This is a genomic window from Ruegeria sp. CDSC051, assembly GCF_059610665.1.
The window spans coordinates 22,146-40,712 of record NZ_JBXWOC010000002.1; the positions used below are offsets into that span (position 1 = coordinate 22,146).

12 protein-coding genes are annotated in these 18,567 nt (G+C 54.5%); 7 read left to right on the forward strand and 5 right to left on the reverse strand.

What is annotated here, in order from left to right:
• The first annotated feature begins 154 nt into the window (after nt 1-154).
• The 7 genes from AC2FH0_RS05780 (at nt 155) to AC2FH0_RS05810 (ending at nt 8,860) form a co-directional block, all read left to right on the forward strand.
• Nucleotides 155-559: an SxtJ family membrane protein gene (locus AC2FH0_RS05780; RefSeq protein WP_496689252.1), complete on the forward strand. Its 405-nt coding sequence runs from the start codon at nt 155-157 to the stop codon at nt 557-559.
• A gap of 16 nt (nt 560-575) precedes the next feature.
• On the forward strand, nt 576-725 hold the full coding sequence (locus AC2FH0_RS05785; protein WP_142636421.1) for a DUF5989 family protein: 150 nt from the start codon (nt 576-578) through the stop codon (nt 723-725).
• Nucleotides 726-729: 4 nt separating this feature from the next.
• A complete protein-coding gene (locus tag AC2FH0_RS05790; protein WP_142636420.1) occupies nt 730-2,565 on the forward strand; it encodes a carbamoyltransferase family protein in 1,836 nt (611 codons plus the stop codon).
• A gap of 72 nt (nt 2,566-2,637) precedes the next feature.
• Nucleotides 2,638-4,170 (forward strand): sulfatase-like hydrolase/transferase, encoded by a 1,533-nt coding sequence (locus tag AC2FH0_RS05795; protein WP_496788792.1) that lies wholly within the window; start codon nt 2,638-2,640, stop codon nt 4,168-4,170.
• A gap of 104 nt (nt 4,171-4,274) precedes the next feature.
• A complete protein-coding gene (locus AC2FH0_RS05800) occupies nt 4,275-6,140 on the forward strand; it encodes a PAS-domain containing protein (RefSeq protein WP_496709834.1) in 1,866 nt (621 codons plus the stop codon).
• Nucleotides 6,140-6,841, forward strand: a complete 702-nt coding sequence (locus tag AC2FH0_RS05805; RefSeq protein WP_142636417.1) for a response regulator transcription factor — start codon at nt 6,140-6,142, stop codon at nt 6,839-6,841. The genes AC2FH0_RS05800 and AC2FH0_RS05805 overlap by 1 nt, the downstream gene beginning before the upstream one ends.
• 348 nt (nt 6,842-7,189) lie before the next feature.
• The gene (locus AC2FH0_RS05810) at nt 7,190-8,860 is read left to right on the forward strand and encodes an ABC transporter ATP-binding protein (RefSeq protein WP_496788794.1); all 1,671 of its coding nucleotides are present in this window, start codon (nt 7,190-7,192) and stop codon (nt 8,858-8,860) included.
• Between the two features lie 77 nt (nt 8,861-8,937).
• Here AC2FH0_RS05810 and AC2FH0_RS05815 read toward each other — a convergent pair whose 3' ends face one another.
• From AC2FH0_RS05815 to AC2FH0_RS05835, 5 genes are all read right to left on the reverse strand, one after another.
• The gene (locus tag AC2FH0_RS05815; protein ID WP_496788795.1) at nt 8,938-10,179 is read right to left on the reverse strand and encodes an HlyD family type I secretion periplasmic adaptor subunit; all 1,242 of its coding nucleotides are present in this window, start codon (nt 10,177-10,179) and stop codon (nt 8,938-8,940) included.
• A gap of 52 nt (nt 10,180-10,231) precedes the next feature.
• Nucleotides 10,232-12,379, reverse strand: a complete 2,148-nt coding sequence (locus AC2FH0_RS05820) for a type I secretion system permease/ATPase (RefSeq protein ID WP_496788796.1) — start codon at nt 12,377-12,379, stop codon at nt 10,232-10,234.
• Nucleotides 12,376-13,599, reverse strand: a complete 1,224-nt coding sequence (locus tag AC2FH0_RS05825) for a TolC family protein (RefSeq protein WP_496788798.1) — start codon at nt 13,597-13,599, stop codon at nt 12,376-12,378. The genes AC2FH0_RS05820 and AC2FH0_RS05825 overlap by 4 nt, the downstream gene beginning before the upstream one ends.
• Nucleotides 13,600-13,736: 137 nt before the next feature.
• Nucleotides 13,737-14,531 carry a SapC family protein gene (locus AC2FH0_RS05830; protein ID WP_496709828.1) on the reverse strand — a complete coding sequence of 265 codons (795 nt, stop codon included), beginning with the start codon at nt 14,529-14,531 and terminating at the stop codon, nt 13,737-13,739.
• A 60-nt stretch (nt 14,532-14,591) separates the two neighbouring features.
• On the reverse strand, nt 14,592-18,422 hold the full coding sequence (locus tag AC2FH0_RS05835) for a beta strand repeat-containing protein (protein ID WP_496788800.1): 3,831 nt from the start codon (nt 18,420-18,422) through the stop codon (nt 14,592-14,594).
• Between the last annotated feature and the right edge of the window lie 145 nt (nt 18,423-18,567).

An 18,567-nucleotide genomic window follows, 5' to 3' on the forward strand; every position in this document is an offset into this window, starting at 1 on the left:
GGTTTTTGTCACGCTTCAAGTATTTAGCCATCAGGCGATGCAAGATGGCATTCATCGCAAGAATGATGGTGTGAGCTTGCAAAAGGCTTGTTTCGGCAACCAGTAGTGTTATTCTTTGCGCAGGTTTTTTGTTTGGTTATTTTGGTTGTGTTCAATGTCTGATCATCACGCGAAGGTAGAAGTCGAAATCGGGTCCGAACGGGGCTTTGGTTACGTCTTCACCGCTGTCTTCTTAATTATCGCTCTTTGGCCCTTGTGGGGCGGAGGGTCGGTGCGCCTGATCCCAATGGTTATCGCTGGGGTTATTCTGGCTTTGACAGTTTTTGCACCCGCTACTCTGAAGGTGCCGAACCGGCTTTGGTTCAAACTCGGCATGCTTTTGGGTGCGATTGTGGCCCCAATCGTTATGTTTTTGGTGTTTATCACTACGTTTGTCCCGTTTGGGCTGGTTACGCGCCTGTTGGGAAAAGACCTGCTGTCACAGAAACTGGACAGTTCATCAGATAGCTACTGGATTGTTCGTGAAGAGCAGCCCGGCAGCATGAAACAGCAATTTTAACAAGGGAGTACCAGGCGTGACATTCGTATCCGAGCTCTGGTCATTTATGAAAGTCAGAAAGAAATTCTGGCTGTTGCCCATTCTGATCGTTTTGGGTGTGTTTGGTGGATTGATCGTGTTGAGCCAAGGCTCGGCGATTGCACCTTTCGTCTACACGTTGTTCTGATCACATGGCATACATTTTAGGTATTTCGGCGCTGTATCACGACAGCGCAGCGGCGTTGCTTTGCGACGGCAAGATCGTTGCGGCCGCGCAGGAAGAGCGTTTTACACGGCGCAAACACGACCCCGGATTTCCGGTAGAAGCCATCAATTACGTGCTGGCCGAATCGGGGGTTGCGCTTGAAGACGTCGACAATGTGGTTTTCTACGACAAACCGTTTCTAAAATTCGAACGGTTGATCGAGACTTACATTGCGGTGGCGCCACGCGGGTTCAATTCCTTCCGCATGGCAATGCCGGTCTGGCTGCGAGAGAAGCTGTTTCTCAAGGATCTGCTTGCAAAGCAGCTTCGCAAAATCGACCCGGAATTCGATCTCGAAAAACTGCTGTTCGCCGAGCACCACATCAGTCACGCGGCCAGTGCGTTCTATCCTTCGCCCTTCGAAGACGCGGTCGTGCTGACTGTCGATGGAGTCGGAGAATGGGCAACCACCACCGTGGGTATTGGTCGCGGTAACGAGCTGACCATGGTGAAAGAGCTGCATTTCCCGCATTCGCTGGGTCTGCTGTATTCTGCATTCACCTATTACACCGGGTTCAAGGTGAATTCTGGTGAATACAAGGTCATGGGCTTGGCGCCCTATGGCGACCCCAAATACAAGGATCTGATCCTTGAGCATCTTGTCGACCTGAAAGAGGACGGTTCGTTCCGCCTGAACCAGAAGTATTTCAATTATACAGCTGGTCTGACCATGACGAGCAAAGCGATGGAAGAGCTGTTCGACCAACCGGTTCGAAAAGCCGAAACCGACCAGCTGACGCAGTTCCACATGGATATTGCCGCCTCGGTTCAGGCCGTGACCGAAGAGATCATGCTGCGGATCACTCGGGACCTGGCGAAAGAGCATGGTATACGCAACCTCTGCATGGCCGGAGGCGTTGCTCTGAACTGTGTCGCGAATGGCAAAATCCTTCGCGATGGCGCCTTCGACAATGTTTGGGTGCAGCCCGCAGCGGGTGATGCGGGCGGGGCGCTGGGTGCTGCCTATGCGGCCTGGCATCAAGAGCTAGCGCAGCCGCGGCAAGTGACCTCGGGTGATCAGATGCTGGGGGCCTATCTTGGTCCGCGTTATGAAGATGACGACATAGCGCAAGAACTGGCGGCGGCCGGCGCGAAGTTTTCCACCTATGAAAATGGTGAGTTGATTGACCAGACGGCGCAGGCGCTGGCTGACGGTAAGGCCGTTGGTTGGTTCCAGGGGCGGATGGAATTCGGGCCGCGCGCGTTGGGTGCCCGCTCCATTCTGGGCGATCCACGGTCAGCTTCGATGCAGAAAACGCTGAACCTGAAGGTCAAGTATCGCGAAAGCTTCCGCCCATTTGCTCCATCTGTTCTGCGCGAAGACGTAGCCGATTGGTTCGAATTGGATGGCGACAGCCCTTACATGTTGATTGTGGCGGATGTGCAGGAAAAAATCCGGCGCAAGATGACCGAGGAAGAAGACGCTCTGTTCGGGATTGAAAAGCTGAACGTCAAACGATCTGACATTCCTGCTGTGACCCATGTTGATTATTCTGCCCGTATCCAGACAGTCCACCAAGAGACCAACCCAGCCTATCACGCGCTGATTTCAAAGTTCAAAGAACTGACCGGATGCTCTTTGGTGGTGAACACTTCATTCAATGTGCGCGGCGAACCGATTGTGTGCACGCCCACCGATGCGTTCCGCTGTTTCATGGGAACGGATATCGAGGTCCTGTCCATCGGGAACTGCCTGTTGCGTAAGGAAGATCAGGATCCCGCACTTAGGGAGAATTACGAGACAAAATACGAGCTGGACTAATCTGTTGCGCAAGCGGCGGAACCGCGACACAGTCTGCCCCTGAGACCTATTTGGTGGAATCGGGGGCAGGGAATGCGGCAGCGCGGAAATGTCTTGTTTGTCGTGATTGACCAGCTTCGGGCAGATTGTCTGACCGGCGCGCTGGCCGAGCATGTCAATTTGCCTAATTTGCGCGCTTTTATGGACGAGGCCGTAACGTTTCAGCGCCATTTCTCGGTTACTAACCCTTGTGGCCCGTCGCGTGCGTCCATCCTGACCGGGCAATATGCGATGAATCATAGATCGGTTCGCAATGGAACGCCTTTGCGGCACGACACGCCAAACATCGCAAGCGAGATGCGTAAGGCGGGATATCTGCCCTTGCTCTACGGGTATACCGACACCTCGGCTGACCCACGGGTTTACGATGCCAATGACCCGATCCTGAAATCTTACGAACGTCCCATGGAGGGGTTTGAAGAAGTCGTGGAAATGCGGCTTGAAGAATCTTATCCCTGGCGCGCCGACTTGCTGAAAAAAGGTTATAGGTTCGACACATACTGGGATCTGCACAAACCTGTTTCAACCTCAGGTGAGCCGTCCAAATTGAACGACCCGGCGGTGTACCGCGCCGAAGACAGCGACACCGCCTTTTTGACCAATGCTTTTCTGGACAGTATCGCGGCCTTCGGCGACCAAAGCTGGTTTGCGCATCTGACCTATATCCGGCCTCATCCTCCTTTGGTCGCACCCGCTCCCTATAACGATATGTACGATCCCGTCGCGTTGCCGGGGCCGGTTGGTCATGTCAGCCCAGAAGATGAACAGGCAATACACCCGTTTTTTGGGCCAACGATGGCTCGGTATTCGGCTTCGGATTTCGTTTTGGGTTTTGATGAGGTGCAACCCTCCACGGCCAATATTCAGGCGCTGCGCTCTGTTTATCTGGGCCTTGCAACAGAGGTCGATTATCATATCGGCCGCGTTGTCCAGTTTCTCAAGGACAGCAATCAATATGAGGAGACATTGATCGTAATCACAGCTGACCACGGTGAAATGCTGGGTGATCGACATAGCTGGGGTAAGATGACCGTCTATGACGCAGCTTATCACACGCCTTTACTGATCCGGATGCCAGGCAATCAGGCGCAGGCCGGAGCCGTGGTGACGGCACCGACCGAGTCGATTGACATCACGCCAACCATTTTGGATTGGGTGGGCCAGAGTATCCCGAATTCTATGGATGGGCGGTCTTTGATGCCGTTTCTGCAGGGGCAGGGACCCAAGGATTGGCGAAGCTTTTCTTTCAGCGAGCTTGACTTTGCCGAGCCGGAAAATCCAACCCTTTGGCAACAGGAATTGGGAACGGGTAGTAGCAATTCATGCCTGTCCATCTTGCGTGACGAACGGTTTACGCTGGTCGAGTTTGCGGCAAACCTGCCACCGCTTTTGTTTGACCACCTGCGTCGCGGCGAAATGGAAAACGTGGCGAGCAACCCGGAATACGCAACAGACCTGGCCAGGTTGGGGCGCGAGATGCTGCGGCACCGTATGCGAAATATGGACCATACGCTTTCCCTGCATTCCATCACCAAAGAGGGGCCAAAATCCAAGCTCAGGCATTAGTCGGGAATGTTGCCCTGTCTCTGCTACACCTGCGATCAATCTGATGTTACGCATAGCTTCAGAGAGGGGGCAGATTGAACATCACAGATAACCAGATAAAGGCAATGACGACAGCTGGGCTGAATCTGATCGGTCAGGCGTTGTCGATCTACGACAGTCAGTTGCGGCTGGTGCTTTGCAACCGGCCTTTTCAGGTGATGTTCGACCTTCCGGATGATCTGGTCCGGCCGGGTGCGTTGTTCCGTGACACAATACATTTTCTGGCGAGCATCGGCGAGTATGGCCATGATGAGAATGTCGAGGACATCGTCGCACATAGGGTCAGTCAAGCCCTCACTTTTGAACCGCACTATATTGAGCGCGTCAGGGCGAATGGGCAGGTGATCTCGGTCGAGGGTGCACCGCTGCCCAACGGCGGATGGGTAACGGTCTATACCGACATCACGGATACCAAACAGGCCGAAGCGCTATTGCGGGCGCGTTCCGAAGAATTGTCGGACGAATTGTTGACCCGGGCCGAGGAAATGGCGGCGACCAACCGAAAGCTAGCGTCGACCATTTCGGCTTTGGAAGAGGCAAAACGTCAGTTAACCGAAATCGAAGCCCGCACCCGGATGACAACCGAAATGATGCCAGCGCATATTGCGCATCTGGATGCCGATGGGCGGTACGATTATTCCAATCGCAAGCTCAGTTCGGTTTTGCCCGGCCGTCCCTCTGAGATTCTTGGGATGCATATTTCTGACGCTTTGGGACCGGCCGCATTTGCGCGGATCGAACAGAACCTGAACCGTGCCTACGACGGGGAAGCCACGGTATTTGAATTCACAGAGGGTCAGGATTCACGTCGAATCCGTGTTTCGTTCACGCCCGACAGCGAAGGCGGTGTCTATGTGATGTCAGTCGACATCACTGAAGAAACGCAAGCCCGTGTGGCCCTGCAACAAACACGCCGCCGGGAAATGGCGGCGCAAATGACAAGCGGTCTTGCGCATGATTTCTCAAACTTGCTGACAATTATACTGGGGATGCAGGCCAAGCTTGATAAAATGGACCTGCCGGAAGGCGCACAAAAGCTGGTGGCCGCCACGCGCCAGACTGCTAAACGTGGCGGGCAGTTGCTGAACCGCATAGCAGGCATGACCGGTAACCGAACGCCGCAACCCAAAGCCACGGATATGCGTGCTCTGCTAGAGGATTTGCGTATTCTCGCCACGCCGTCACTGCCGCGTGGCATGGGGCTTTCGGTCGTGAATACATTGCCGGATGTGGCACTTATGCTGGATCAGGGGATGATGCAGGACGCCATCCTGAATCTGGTGCTAAATGCGCGAGATGCCTGCGGAGAAACAGGTCAGATCACGATCAGCGCGCATACGATTGGTGGAACCTGGGTCGAGATTTCCGTCTCGGACACAGGGCCGGGCTTTTCGGAAGAAGCGCTTGGCAAGGCACTCAATCCATTCTTCACCACAAAGGGTGACAAGGGATCGGGTTTGGGTTTGCCCATGGTTTACGATACGGTCAAACTGACCGGTGGAAATCTGAGCCTGCGCAATACACCAAGCGGCGCCATGGTGGTTCTTCGGTTACCATACCGCGCCGCGCCGCCTGCGCTGGAAGGACTCGTTCTGTTGGTTGAAGACAGCAGCCAACTTCGTCGGAATTTCCGTGATATGCTTGTGGAGATGGGGTTCACCGTGATTGAGGCGACCTCAACCGATGAGGCGCTTTCATTGGTGAACCAGATCGAAGACATCGCATTGATATTGTCCGACATTCGGCTGGAAGGACCAGAGACAGGGCTTGACCTTTTGCAGAAAGTGAACCCTTCCTTGCCGTGCATTCTAATGACATCGCTGCCTTATTCCGACCCGCTGCATCGTCAGGCACTGGCTTTGGCACCAGTTCTGCGCAAACCGTTCACACAAGCGCAGCTTACTGCCTTAATCCGAAATGAGGCCGCATGATGAACCAACCGCTGGTAACCATCTTAGATGATGAGCCTGAGATACGTCGTATCCTGACCGACACACTGGAAGAGGCGGGGTTCCGCACTCAAAGTTTTTCCCGTGCTCGTGAATTTGAAGCATCGTTGAAAAGAGTGGTGCCCGATGTGTGTCTGGTCGACCTGTCTTTGCCGGACACAGACGGCTTGGCACTTGTTCATCGCCTGGCTTTGGAACAAGGTGCCGCAGTCATCATTATTTCGGGGCGGGCACAGGTACAGGATCGTGTCACCGGATTGGAGCTTGGCGCGGATGACTACATCACCAAACCCTTTGATCCAGCCGAAGTGGTCGCTCGTATCCGGGCGCGGCTTCGATCGTCGCGGGCACCAGCGCCTCAGTCAGAGATCGCAGAATTCAACGGCTGGACCGCGTATTTCGACCGCTATGTTCTTGAAGACGGTTCCGGATCAGAAACGCCGTTCAGCCACGCCGAGGCCGAGGTGTTACGTCTGTTTCTAGATAGTCCTAAACGATTGATCAGCCGGTCGCAGATGCAAGAAGCGCTCGGGGGAGGCGCGGGCGACAGCTTTGACCGGGCCATGGACGTGCGAATATCCCGATTGCGAACAAAACTGGGCGAGGACCCCAAGAACCCGCGATTGATTAAAACCATCTATGGGGCAGGGTACATCTTTTTGGGCGACGTCGCCTGGCGATGATGATGACGAAGCTGGGTGCATCTGGCATTCGGTGTGAAACGGGCTCATAAGCTGTCGGAACGTAGGGGCGTTAAAGCAGATATTACGGTCGCCACCCCGTTATTGTCGGTCGCGTGTTGATAATCTGTCGGCAGGCACTGGATTCTCGGCACAGTCGGGCATAACTAACACAACCGCGCGGTTCTTTGGCTAAGGCTAACTTGGGTTGAAACGTGATCAGATATCGAATTCGAAAAGGTTTTGGAGCGTAAAATGATCAAAGAGACCTTAGCGAACTGGAGATCCAGCCATCTCGGTCGACTTTTGAGTGAAAGTCTCCGGAAGCAGGGTTGGTTGTACGGTGTTGCCATGGTGGCAATGATTTTCGTCGCAGCAACAACGGCCGGAACCGCTTGGATGATGGAGAACATCGTCAATGCGATGACCACGCCTGAGATGAAATCGAAAGTCTACCTGATTGCCGCCGCGGTGGTGGGTTTGTTTTTGGGTAAGGCGGTCGCCTCTTATATCCAGTCGATCTTTCTGGCGCGTGCAGGCAATCGGATCATCGCTGTGCAACAGGAAAAGTTGTACAATAAACTGCTGAAACGCGGTGTTGGTTTCTTTGCGGAAACAGAATCGTCCAACCTTCTCATGCGTGTGACCCATGGGGCTCAGGCCGCACGGCGGCTAATCGACGTTATGGTGACCAGTTTCGTGCGCGATGCTCTGACTCTGGTTGGGCTGGTTTTCGTGATGATTTACCAAGAGCCTATGCTGTCTATTCTGTTCTTCTTTGTGGGTCCCGTTGCGCTTTTGAGCGTGCGTTACATTCTCAAAGGTGTGCGGTCGATCATGCAGTCAGAAATGAAGGCGTTGTCCGAAATCATCAAGGTTCTTCAGGAAACATCCGCTGGCATACGGGTCATCAAGGTCTTTGCTTTGGAAGACAACATGACCGATCGTATGAACGCAGCGATCAGGTCGGTTGAAAAGCGGGCAAACTCGATTTCCAGATTGCAGTCGATTGCCAGCCCATTGATGGAGCTTCTGGCCGGTGTCGCGATTGCCGGTATTCTTATCATCAGCACCCTTGATGTTACCGGCAGCGAGCCGACTTCGGCGGGCCAGCTGATGTCATTTATCACAGCCCTTCTGATGGCTTATGAACCGGCCAAACGTTTGTCAAAAACGCGTGTCGTGATTGAAACTGCCCTGGTGCCTGTGGGGATGATGTTCGAACTGCTTGATCAGGAAGATCCGATGGTCGAAAGCTTGAACCCCGAGAAGCTGAAATCCGGCCCGGGTGAAATACGCCTGAACAACGTGACCTTTGGCTATCAAGGCGAGCAAAAAGTAATCAAGGATATGAACCTGACTTTCGAGGCGGGCAAGACCACAGCTTTGGTTGGTCAATCCGGGGGGGGCAAGTCCACGATATTCGGATTGATCATGCGGTTTTATGATCCCGACCAGGGCAAGGTGGAAATTGATGGCCAAAACCTTGTCGGAGTGAGTTTTGCGTCTTTGCGTCGCAAGATTTCCTATGTGGGCCAGGACACATTCCTGTTTTCGACAACTGTGATGGAAAACCTTCGCTATGCACGACCTGGTGCCACCGATGAAGAGGTGATTGAGGCCGCAAAGGCTGCCCATGCTGATGTGTTCATCTCACAACTGCCAAATGGGTACGATACGCAGGTAGGCGAAAACGGCGCGTTTCTTTCTGGAGGTCAAAAACAGCGTCTGGCGATCGCGCGGGCAATTCTACGCAATGCCGAGATTTTGCTTTTGGATGAAGCCACCAGTGCTTTGGATGCGGAATCTGAGGCGCTTGTTAAGGCTGCGCTGGACAAGTTGACCGAGAATGTAACAACCATTGTAATCGCACACCGGCTTTCAACTGTGCTTCAGGCAGATACCATTATGGTTGTTCAAGACGGTGAAGTTATCGAACAAGGCAACCTTGATGCGCTAATCGAACATAACGGGACGTTCCGCCAACTGTTTGACCAGCAATTCAAGCTTCCGGGATCCTAAGCTCAGTCAGAATGGGCGGGGCCCCACATAGATTCTGAACGGCATCGAGAAGTAATGGGCGTTGGCCCGGTCAATTACTACTCACGAAGGGCCTGATCTTTGACTTTGACAATCGGCTGCAGAAGGTAGTCCAAAACGGTTTTCTTGCCCGCAAGAATATCCACTTCGGCAATCATGCCGGGAATAATTTCAACCGCTACTCCGTTCCCATCCAACATCGAGTGGTTGGTCCGGATTTCCACGACAAAAACTTCTTCATCGTCCCGCTCAGATCGCGTCACGGTATCAGCCCCGATACGGATAATTTGCCCGTCCAAGGCCCCGTATCGAGCAAAATCATAGGCAGTAATCTTGATCCGAACCAACTGTTCAGGGTACAGAAATGCGATGTCTTCGGGGCGGACATAGGCTTCGACCAACAAAGACTCATCCAGCGGTACAATTTCGATCAGTTCCTCACCGCTCCGTGCCATACCGCCTATGGTCGTGCGGTGAATGCGATTTACGATGCCGCGTACCGGCGACCTGATCTGCGCCTGTTCCGCTCTGTTTCGTAAGGCTGGCAGCGATGGTTCCAGAGTAGCCAGTTCCGCAGTTGCCAATGCAAGTTCGGTCAAAGCCGCGCTTCGAAACCTGCTTTGTGTCGCCCGAACCCGATCATCAATTTCCTCCAATCCTGTCTTCAGACGGTTGGTAGCGGCTTCAGCCCTGGTCCGGCGGCCTTGCCACTCAGCCTCGCTGCGTCGCAAAGACAATAGTGTCGTGGCGGGTTCCATCTGCTGTTCTACTAGGGGGGTAATGATTGCCCGTTCCTCGGCCAGAACTTTCAAAGTCTCGGACGCGGTCACCGTATCGACAAGCCCTTCTTCGTATTCTCTTAACCGCTGTTCCCGTTGGCTCATCAGAATTGAGATTTCTGCCTGCAACTCTGATCGCCGGCCTTGAAACAGAGCTGTCTCAGACTGAACAACAGTCGGCGCACCTTGGACCAGGATCGTATCAAATGTCAGCTCGGTCCCGTCTATCTCAGCTTGCAGGCGCTGGGATCGGGCTCTCAAGCCATATGCACGCTGTTCCTCTTGGCTGAGCTTGCTGTCGATTTGGGTGGTATCGAACTCCATCAGCAACTTCCCCTTTTCAACAACCTCGCCTTCTCGGACATTCAATGACTGCAGAATGCCGGACTCCGTAGCTTCAATCATCTGAACATCCGCCGACGGCACGATGCGGCCTTCTACACGGGTGACATCATCAAGTTCAGTGAAATGGGCCCAAAACGCTGCTGTCGCCAGGAAAGTCAGGATTACCAAGAGAAGCAATGAACTCCTGACCGGTGACCCGCCTCGCATTTCCCGGGCAAGCGAGGCTAGGTCATGATGCTGCGACATTCAGATGCCTCCGTTGCTTTCCGGAATGCTGTGACAGTATGCTTTTTGGTCCATCTACCCGTACTTTGCCGCCCTCTATGACGATAACCCTATCGACAAGTTCCAATAGGCTGGTTCGATGGGTTACGATCAGCATAGTTGTGTCGGGGGTCGCCTTTTTGAGCCGCTGTATGACCTCAGCTTCGGTTTTGACGTCCATGGCACTTGTTGGCTCGTCCAGAAGAAGAACCGGAGGTTTACCAATCAAGGCTCTGGCCAAGGCGATGGCCTGCCGTTGTCCCCCTGACAATCCCTCACCGCGCTCTGCCAGATTTTGGTCATAGCCTCCGGGATGGCGAGAGACAAAATCCTCGACCCCAGCGACTTGCCCCGCCCAAATCAGGTCCTCATCCCTTGGCCTGATTGCGCCGCTTTTGATATTGTCGCGGATTGACCCGGAAAACAGCCAAATATCTTGCAGAACAGAGCCGATATTGCGCCGCAAATCACCTGGATCAATTTGTCTGATATCGACCCCATCCAATTGAACAGACCCGGCGTCTGGATCGTACAAGCCAAGCATTAGCCGCGCGACCGTGCTTTTCCCCGAGCCGATCGGACCAAGGATTGCAACCTTCTCTCCGGGCGAGATGGTGAATGAAACACCGGACAAGACGTTGTCGTGTTTTTCGGGATAAGCAAACTGGATATTTTTGAAGGTTAATCTCCCTTCAAAGCGATCGCGACTGATCCAGCTCCGCCCTTCGGGGCGTTCACTGTCGGCCTGCATTAAGGCATTAAGGTTTTGATAGGCATTTCGGGCCTGATTAACCCGTGTCAGGGTCTGTGCCAGTTGCCCAAGAGGCGCAAGAGCCCGCCCGGTCAACATGACCGAAGCAACAAGCGCGCCCATGCTTGCCTGACCATCCATCACAAGAAAAACACCGTAGAAAACGATAAGGACCTGGGCGGCCTGTTGGGTAAATCCGGTCAGATTCAAGGCAAATTGAGTCACTGCCCTGCTGCGCGCGCCATGTGATGACTGAAGCTGTATGGCAGCCTCCCACCGCGACCTCATGAGCCGGGCCGCCGCTGTCGTTTTTATGGTCTCCAACCCGGATACAGTTTCGACCAGAACCGATTGCTTGGATTGACCATCGATGAAGCTTTTCTCGGCAAGGCGAGAAAGTATAGGTTGCACGATGATGCCTGCTAGCAAAACGACAGGCACAGCCAGAGCTGGAACAAGTGCAAGTGGGCCACCGACCAAGTAAATGACAAAGACAAACAATGCTATGAAGGGTAGATCCACGACTGCCACCAAGGTGGCGGATGTGAAAAACTCACGGAGTGTCTCAAATTCACGAATGGTGCTGGCCATGGCCCCTGTCGAACCTGTGCGCGCCTTCATGCGAATGTTGAGGACCTGGTCAAAGACTCTACGGCCCATCGAAATATCTGCTTTCTGGCCAGCCCGATCTATGAATCCTGCCCGCAGGAGTTTGAGCACGAAATCAAAAAGCAGCGCGATCCCAACACCTGCTGTCAAAGCAATCAGAGATTCTGTGGCTTCGTTTGGCAAAACACGGTCATAGACGACCATGATAAAGACCGAGGTAGATAGACCAAGCAGATTTGCCAACGCCGCCGCAAGCGCAACCTGAGTGTAAGACCAACGATTTGCCGCCATAGCGGACCAAAACCAGTGGCCCGAAGCAGAACTGGACCCCCTGGCTAAATCCTCACGGTGATTGCGCCGCAGCAGGATCGCAAACCCTGTATAGACTTCTGATAGCTCGGTTTGCTGAATTTGACCTATTTCCGTGCCAACCTCCGGATCATAGATCAGAACCCGACCATTTGAGGTTCGGCCATGAAACACAACGGATTTTCCCCCTTCAAGAATCAACAACGCAGGAACCAAAGTGTTGTCAAAAGCTGCCAAAGCCCTTTTTCCGTATCCCGCCTGGACCCCAACACGCCGTGCCAGTTCCAAAGAATCGCGGATTGTAAGCTCTCCGTTCGGGCCTGTTTGGGCCGCGAGGATCCCGGCAAAAGTGATTGGACAGTCAAGATGGGCCGCAGCGTGCATCAGGCATTTTTCAAAGCACGATAACTCGGGCGTTGCGAAGGCAGGTGTCAATTGTTTCATTGAGAACCCTCAACGGAACTGATTGAAATACCAAGGAGATCCAGGATGTCACCAGTCAAATTAAGGATTGCGTAGTCTGTCAGGAAATTGTTCTGTTCGGCCAGGATAAGTCTTTCCTGTGCATTCACATAGTCGCGCTGTGCGTCAAGGATTTCGATCAGACTGCGTCGTCCGATTGTGAATTGCGCGCGCGCCGCTGCAACACTGTCAGCATTCGCTTGCGCAGCTATTCGCGCCTCTCTAAGCCGTTGTGCTCCAGCAATTTGGTCAGCGCGAATTGTGTCCAGCTCTCTTTGTATTTCTCGCGTTAGGGATTGATGAACGAATTCCGCTTCGCGAACTTTGGCTTCAGCCGCGGTGATGGCGGCACGGCGCTGTCCAGTAGAGTCCAGCTCATAATTGAAGGACAGGTCGACCCCGAAATTTGCGTCATTGCTATCATCGCGATCCGCAAATGCCGAAACATTCACGCCGGGTTGACGGCGTGCCAAAGCGGCAGAACGTTCTGCCTTGGCGGCAAGCAGGGCCGCTTCCGAACGTCGAATCTGCAGGCTTCCCGTTACGATACTATGATCCGATTGTGAGATCGTCGGCGCTTTGACTGGGGGTTGAAGATCACCTGACGGGCTGCCAAAAACTTCACGAAACCGGGCATCGGCGAGGTCCACTCTGGCTTTTGCATCCGCCAGTCGCGTCCGTGCATCGGCCATCCGCGACCGCGCTGTCAATACATCGGCGTTCGAACCAGCGCCTAATGCAGCCCTCTCGGAAATTTGTTGAACGAGCTGTTGGTGGACTTCCACATTTTTCACCGAAATATCCAGGATTTTCCGTAAATCCAAGACCACTATATAGGCCTCAATCGCAGCCAGAGCGGTTGCCGAGGCTGTTGATAACTGGCCGCCGCGACTTTCAAAAACCCGTGCTTTTGCAGCAGTCAAATCACCGGATGCGGCCCCCCCGTCATAAACGAGCTGTGAGATCCGCAGATAAGGGGTCACGTCGGCTTTGTCCGAGTCTACCCGCTCGGATCTGGCGTTGATTCCAAGTGAAACCTGCGGAAGAAAGGCCCCTTTTGCCGCGTCATGGTTGGCTACTGCCACATCCAGCGCGGACATTGATCGCGCGAGGTTGGGGCTGGTCTCGACAGCGTGCCGTACACGCTTGCCAAAGGAACTGGTGATCAGTTTCTGAGATGGTTCATGTGTGCGGAAACCCACGGCCCCGGTCGAAAAAGAAGCCTTGACCCCGGCAATGTCAGGTGGCTGGGTACAGGCCGATACTATGCTGAAAGAGAGAGCAGAAATCAGAAAACTCAAAAAGCGACCGCATGTGGGCATTTGTCATTCACACTTCATTAGGGCCAGATTACGTCATCGGTTTGGGCTTGGGCGAATGCATTCATGAAACCGGTAAGTTCTGAATTTTCGGTGTATTTTACAGATGCACCGGCCTGGGAAATCTGCTTTTGCGCCTGAAAAAGCCATCTGAGATTGGATAATGAAGCCTGATGGCCATAGATCAGGCGTAAGCCTTTTGTTTCGACCAGTTCAAATTTGCGTTTTGCCGATAGCTGTTCCAGGCGTGCAGAGTTGATTTGCAACCAGTTATGTGCAGAGCCTAATTCCAAATTGCCGCTCAAAGGCTCAAACAGCCCAAATGCGTCTATCATCTTGCAAATTTCGGTTGTTCTAATCTGAGAGGTTGCGCGCGCTTTCAGGAAGTTTTGAACTTCTTTCAATTCAGTGCCGAGCGTATCCGGAGCTGAAAAAAAGGGATTGTCAGAACACTCTTCGGTCAACAGGCCCGAACCTTCATCTACGACCAGCTGAAAGGTGCTGCCGCTATCCAGCCGGCGGCACGTAAAAGGATGACTACGCAGTTCGGACGGAATATAGCTGGCCAGCCAACGCCCTTCTGTTGAAACAAATGGCGAGGGTTCACCAGCAAGAAGTGAATATACCGCAATCGGTTCAATTTCTGGGCCGGTCCTGCGAAACACGATCGGAAAAGTGGCTGCAATCTGGAGCACCTCTTCTTCCACGATCACGCTCTCGGTGCGTTCAGCTGCAAAGTCATAAGATGTGAAACGCTTCCAATACCGATGACGGTGACGGTTGAAATTGATCGGAACTAGGCCATTCTGTGCCATTTCTACCTCTTGAAAATCGAAAGTACTGCCACCCGCGTAGGGCGGCAGCGTAGTCGAGCGTCAGGCACTGGCCCCGGTTGGATCGGTATGCAGAATATTGTCAGCAGTAAGCCCGCTGAGGTCATCCAATCCGGTGAAATGGGCCACCGTTTCGACTGTCGCCGCATCGGATGCGGAATAGTCGACCTTGACCAGCACACTGTCAGTTCCATCCGTAGCCAGGACATAGATCTCGTCACCTGCTTCGGCGCCGGTAAGGCTTTCGACCGCTGTCTCGATGGTTTGAGCCGTCAGATCGCTCAGCTCTGTCGTCAAACCAACCACTCCGGTGTCCGCGCCTAGTGCATCCCCTACTGAAAGCGTTTCCACACCGGTTCCGTCGCCGCGCAAGCTGCCGACATCCAATCCACTGAACATGATCGCATCAGCGGTGTCAGTCGCGGGTCCAGTCGTGAAGCCAGTGATCGTATCAACGCCATTTGCTGTTGGGTCCGGCTCGAACACGACAATGTCCCGACCAGCACCTGAGACATCCACTGTGTCATCGCCGTCCTGGCCACGAATGACGTTGTCGATGTCGGTTGCAATCAATGTGTCGTCGCCTGACGTCCCGATCTGCAGCACCGATGGACCACCATCCGGAGTCGTCAACGTCAGAACAATCGGTTCAGAGGCATCTAGAACTGTCATCGTGAATGTGACGATGGGTTGGGACAGGTCGGAATAGGTGGTCGCCGCGCCAGCAAAACTGACGGCTGATCCACTCACCGGGTTCGTCAGGAACAAATCGAATGCCCCATTCTCGACATCTGATCCGGTGTCAAACGTCACCACTGAGGGATCGAAACCCAGTTCGGCTGTGATCGCCAGGCCGCTGGACAGATCCGTATCAGGATCTGCGTAGATTTCAAATATGACCGTTGATCCACTTTGTCCGGCTTCAGTGATCACATAGGCTGCAGGTTCATGGGCCGTGTTTTCATCCGTAACTGGCAAAGGGTCGGGTCCACCTGCCACAGATACCGTTGCGCCAAAGTCCAGATCATCTCCCGCCTCGACCGATGCAAAGGTGGCCGCACTTACCGCCAGTGTCCAGGTTCCGTCGGCGCCGACCGTAGCGGTTCCAACTGACACGGAATTCAACGTCACATCTACAGCCTCGCCTGCGGCAAGGCCTATTGACGTGCCAGAGACAACGACTCCTGAGTTTTGGGCGTCATCCAATGAAACGGCACCGTTTGTTCCGGTGTCATTGATTGTCAGGACAGGCCGGAAATCCGTGGTTAACGGGGTGGCGGCGGCGGTAGAGATGTTGCCGGCGGAATCCGTAACCGTCGCTGAAACCTGGAAGGTTGTGCTGTCTGCCAACGCTCCCAAGTCACCTGACGGAACGGTTGCTGACCAGGTGCCACTTGAGGCGGTGCCGGTATAGGATTGCCCGTTCAGTGTGACTGTAACCGTTTCCCCATCGGCGGCATCTGTTGTGCCGGTGATCGTCAGGTCACTATCTTTTTCGGATACATCCAGCTCTGACCCGACCGAAAGAGGGTCGATGGTGACCGCTGGTGCTGTATAGTCTGTGTCAAAACTGGTTGATGTCGCTGTTGTGTTCCCAGCCGCATCCGAAGCAGATGCCTCGACATCGTAGGTTTCGCTATCCTGAAGTCCGGCCAAATCCGCGGCTGAGGCGGTATAGGTCCAGGACCCGCCCATTACGGTCGCCGTGCCGGTGACGTCAACTGTGCCATCCTGCCGAACGATTTCTACGGTCACAACCGTGCCGTCTGCCGCATCGGAAGTTCCGGACACCGTAAGGTCGGTTCCTTGTTCTGCTGCGTTCATGACAGCACCATCCGACAACCCGGTGATGGAAACCGCCGGTGCTGTGAAATCCGTTGTGAAACTGCCGCTGGCCTGCAGGGCCGGATTGCCAGCCGCGTCAGAGACATCTGCGGTAACATTGACGGTTGCTGCATCGGACAGGGCAGCAAGATCTATCGCCGGGACGGTCGCCGACCAGGTACCGCCAGAGGCGGTTGCGGTGTAGTCCTGCCCATTCATGGAAACGGTTACGGTTTGACCATTCTCAGCATTCGTCGTGCCAGAGATCGTCAGATCAGTGCCCTGTTCGGCTGCATTCATGACAGCGCCATCAGAGAAGATGTCGATGCTGACTGTTGGCGCACTGGCATCCTTAGACAGGGGCACACTTGCCTGCGGCGCTGACAGGCCGTCTGTGTCAAGCACATCCGCCGTGATCGTGAAATCGCCCCCATCTGCCAGCGATGCAAGATCGCTTGCAGGGACGGTGACGCTCCAACTGCCGCCGCTGACTGTACCGGTGTAGGTTTGTCCATCCAGGGTGACTGTCACCACCTGGCCGTCCTGAACGTTTCCTGTCGTGCCAGAGATTGTCAGATCAGACCCGGTTTCGGCAGCGTTGAGGACCGCACCAACGGACAATGGCGCGATATTCACCGAAGGCCCCGTCAGATCGACCGGTACCGAAGCCGTGGCCGGGACCGATGGGTTGCCTGCCACATCGTCAACGACAACATTTACCGAGGCCGGATTTCCGGTGGAGAGCGAGCCGAGATCGCCGCTGGGGATGGTAACACTCCAAGTGCCACCCGATGCGGTGCCGGTATATGTCTGGCCATCGAAAGTCACGGTGACCGTCTGCCCGTCTGCGGCGGATGTCGACCCGGTGACAATCAGGTCAGAGCCGATGTCCCCCAGGCCAATCGAACCGCCAGAGACCGGATCAAGCGTGATCGTTGGAGCGCTAAAATCTGTGTCAAAGCTTGCGCTTGTCTGTATCGCCGGATTTCCTGCGCGGTCGTCGACATCGGCAGTCACTGAAACGGTCACCCCGTCAGGCAGGGCGGCCAGGTCTGTGGCCGGCACGGTAACACTCCAGTGGCCGCCGCCATTCACTGTCCCAGTATAAGTCTGCCCGTTTACAGATACCGTTACTGTTTGACCTCTCTCGGCGTCAGAAGTGCCCGAGATTGTAAGATCAGTCGCTTGCTCGGCGGCATTCAGAATGGCCCCGTCCGAAAAGCCCGTAATGCTGACCGTCGGTGGAAGAGTGTCCACATCGAATCTTACCGTTTCGACCGATACTTCCTCACCCGTTCCATCCAGGTTGCGAACGGTGACTGTTGTCACACCTTGAGGAAGGCTAGCCGCCTCAACCGCCGTAAGGGAAATACTCCAACTGCCATCTGGATTGGGCGTTGCCGTCTTGGTCAGTGATCCGATTGTCACCTCGACCGTTGTGGTTCCGGTCGGTGCCATCAGGTTTGCGCTGGCGCTGTTCAATGCGTTCGCTTGCAGACCAGCAAGGTTCAGGCTCTGGAAATTTGGAGCGGGCGCCGGAGCCTCGTCATCTCCACCGCCACCGCCACCACCTCCTCCTGCTGCGGCTGCACCCGCCAGACCAAGGCCCCCCAAAACAGCACCGGCGCCGCTAACGCCGCCAGCGGCTGCTGCGGCTCCCCCGGCTTCGGCGGCCAGTGCGAATTGCGCGACTTCCGCCGCCGCATCTTCGGCAATCATGATGGAGCCGCCGTCCAGGATATGAACATTCTCTGCCGAGACCAAAATCGTGCGCCCATCTTCCAGTTTGAGAAGAACATCGCCATTTGCCAGTAGCTTTGCGCTGTTAACGCCGGGAATCGCATCAGCGAATTGGAAGGTGTACAGTTCTTCGGTCGTGGCCTGTGCCAACGCAGGAAGGGCAAGCAAGGCCGAACTTAGGCTGCCTGCGATGCCGCGCCCGACCCAGCGGCGCATTTTGTTGTCGATCCACTTGCGTATCTGTTGCCGCTGACCCGCATCGGGCCGGGTACTTGCAGGATTGCGTGTCATATCAGGTGTTTTGGTCATCTTGCCCTCACATGCTGTTTCCGCGCTGAAATCATGGGCAGCGACGTTTTGTTCATGTGTGTTGCCCATCGGATGTTCATGCGGTCGGACCAGAAAAAATTGTGTTAAACTGAAACCGAACTCCTCGTTTTCACCACAATCCCGC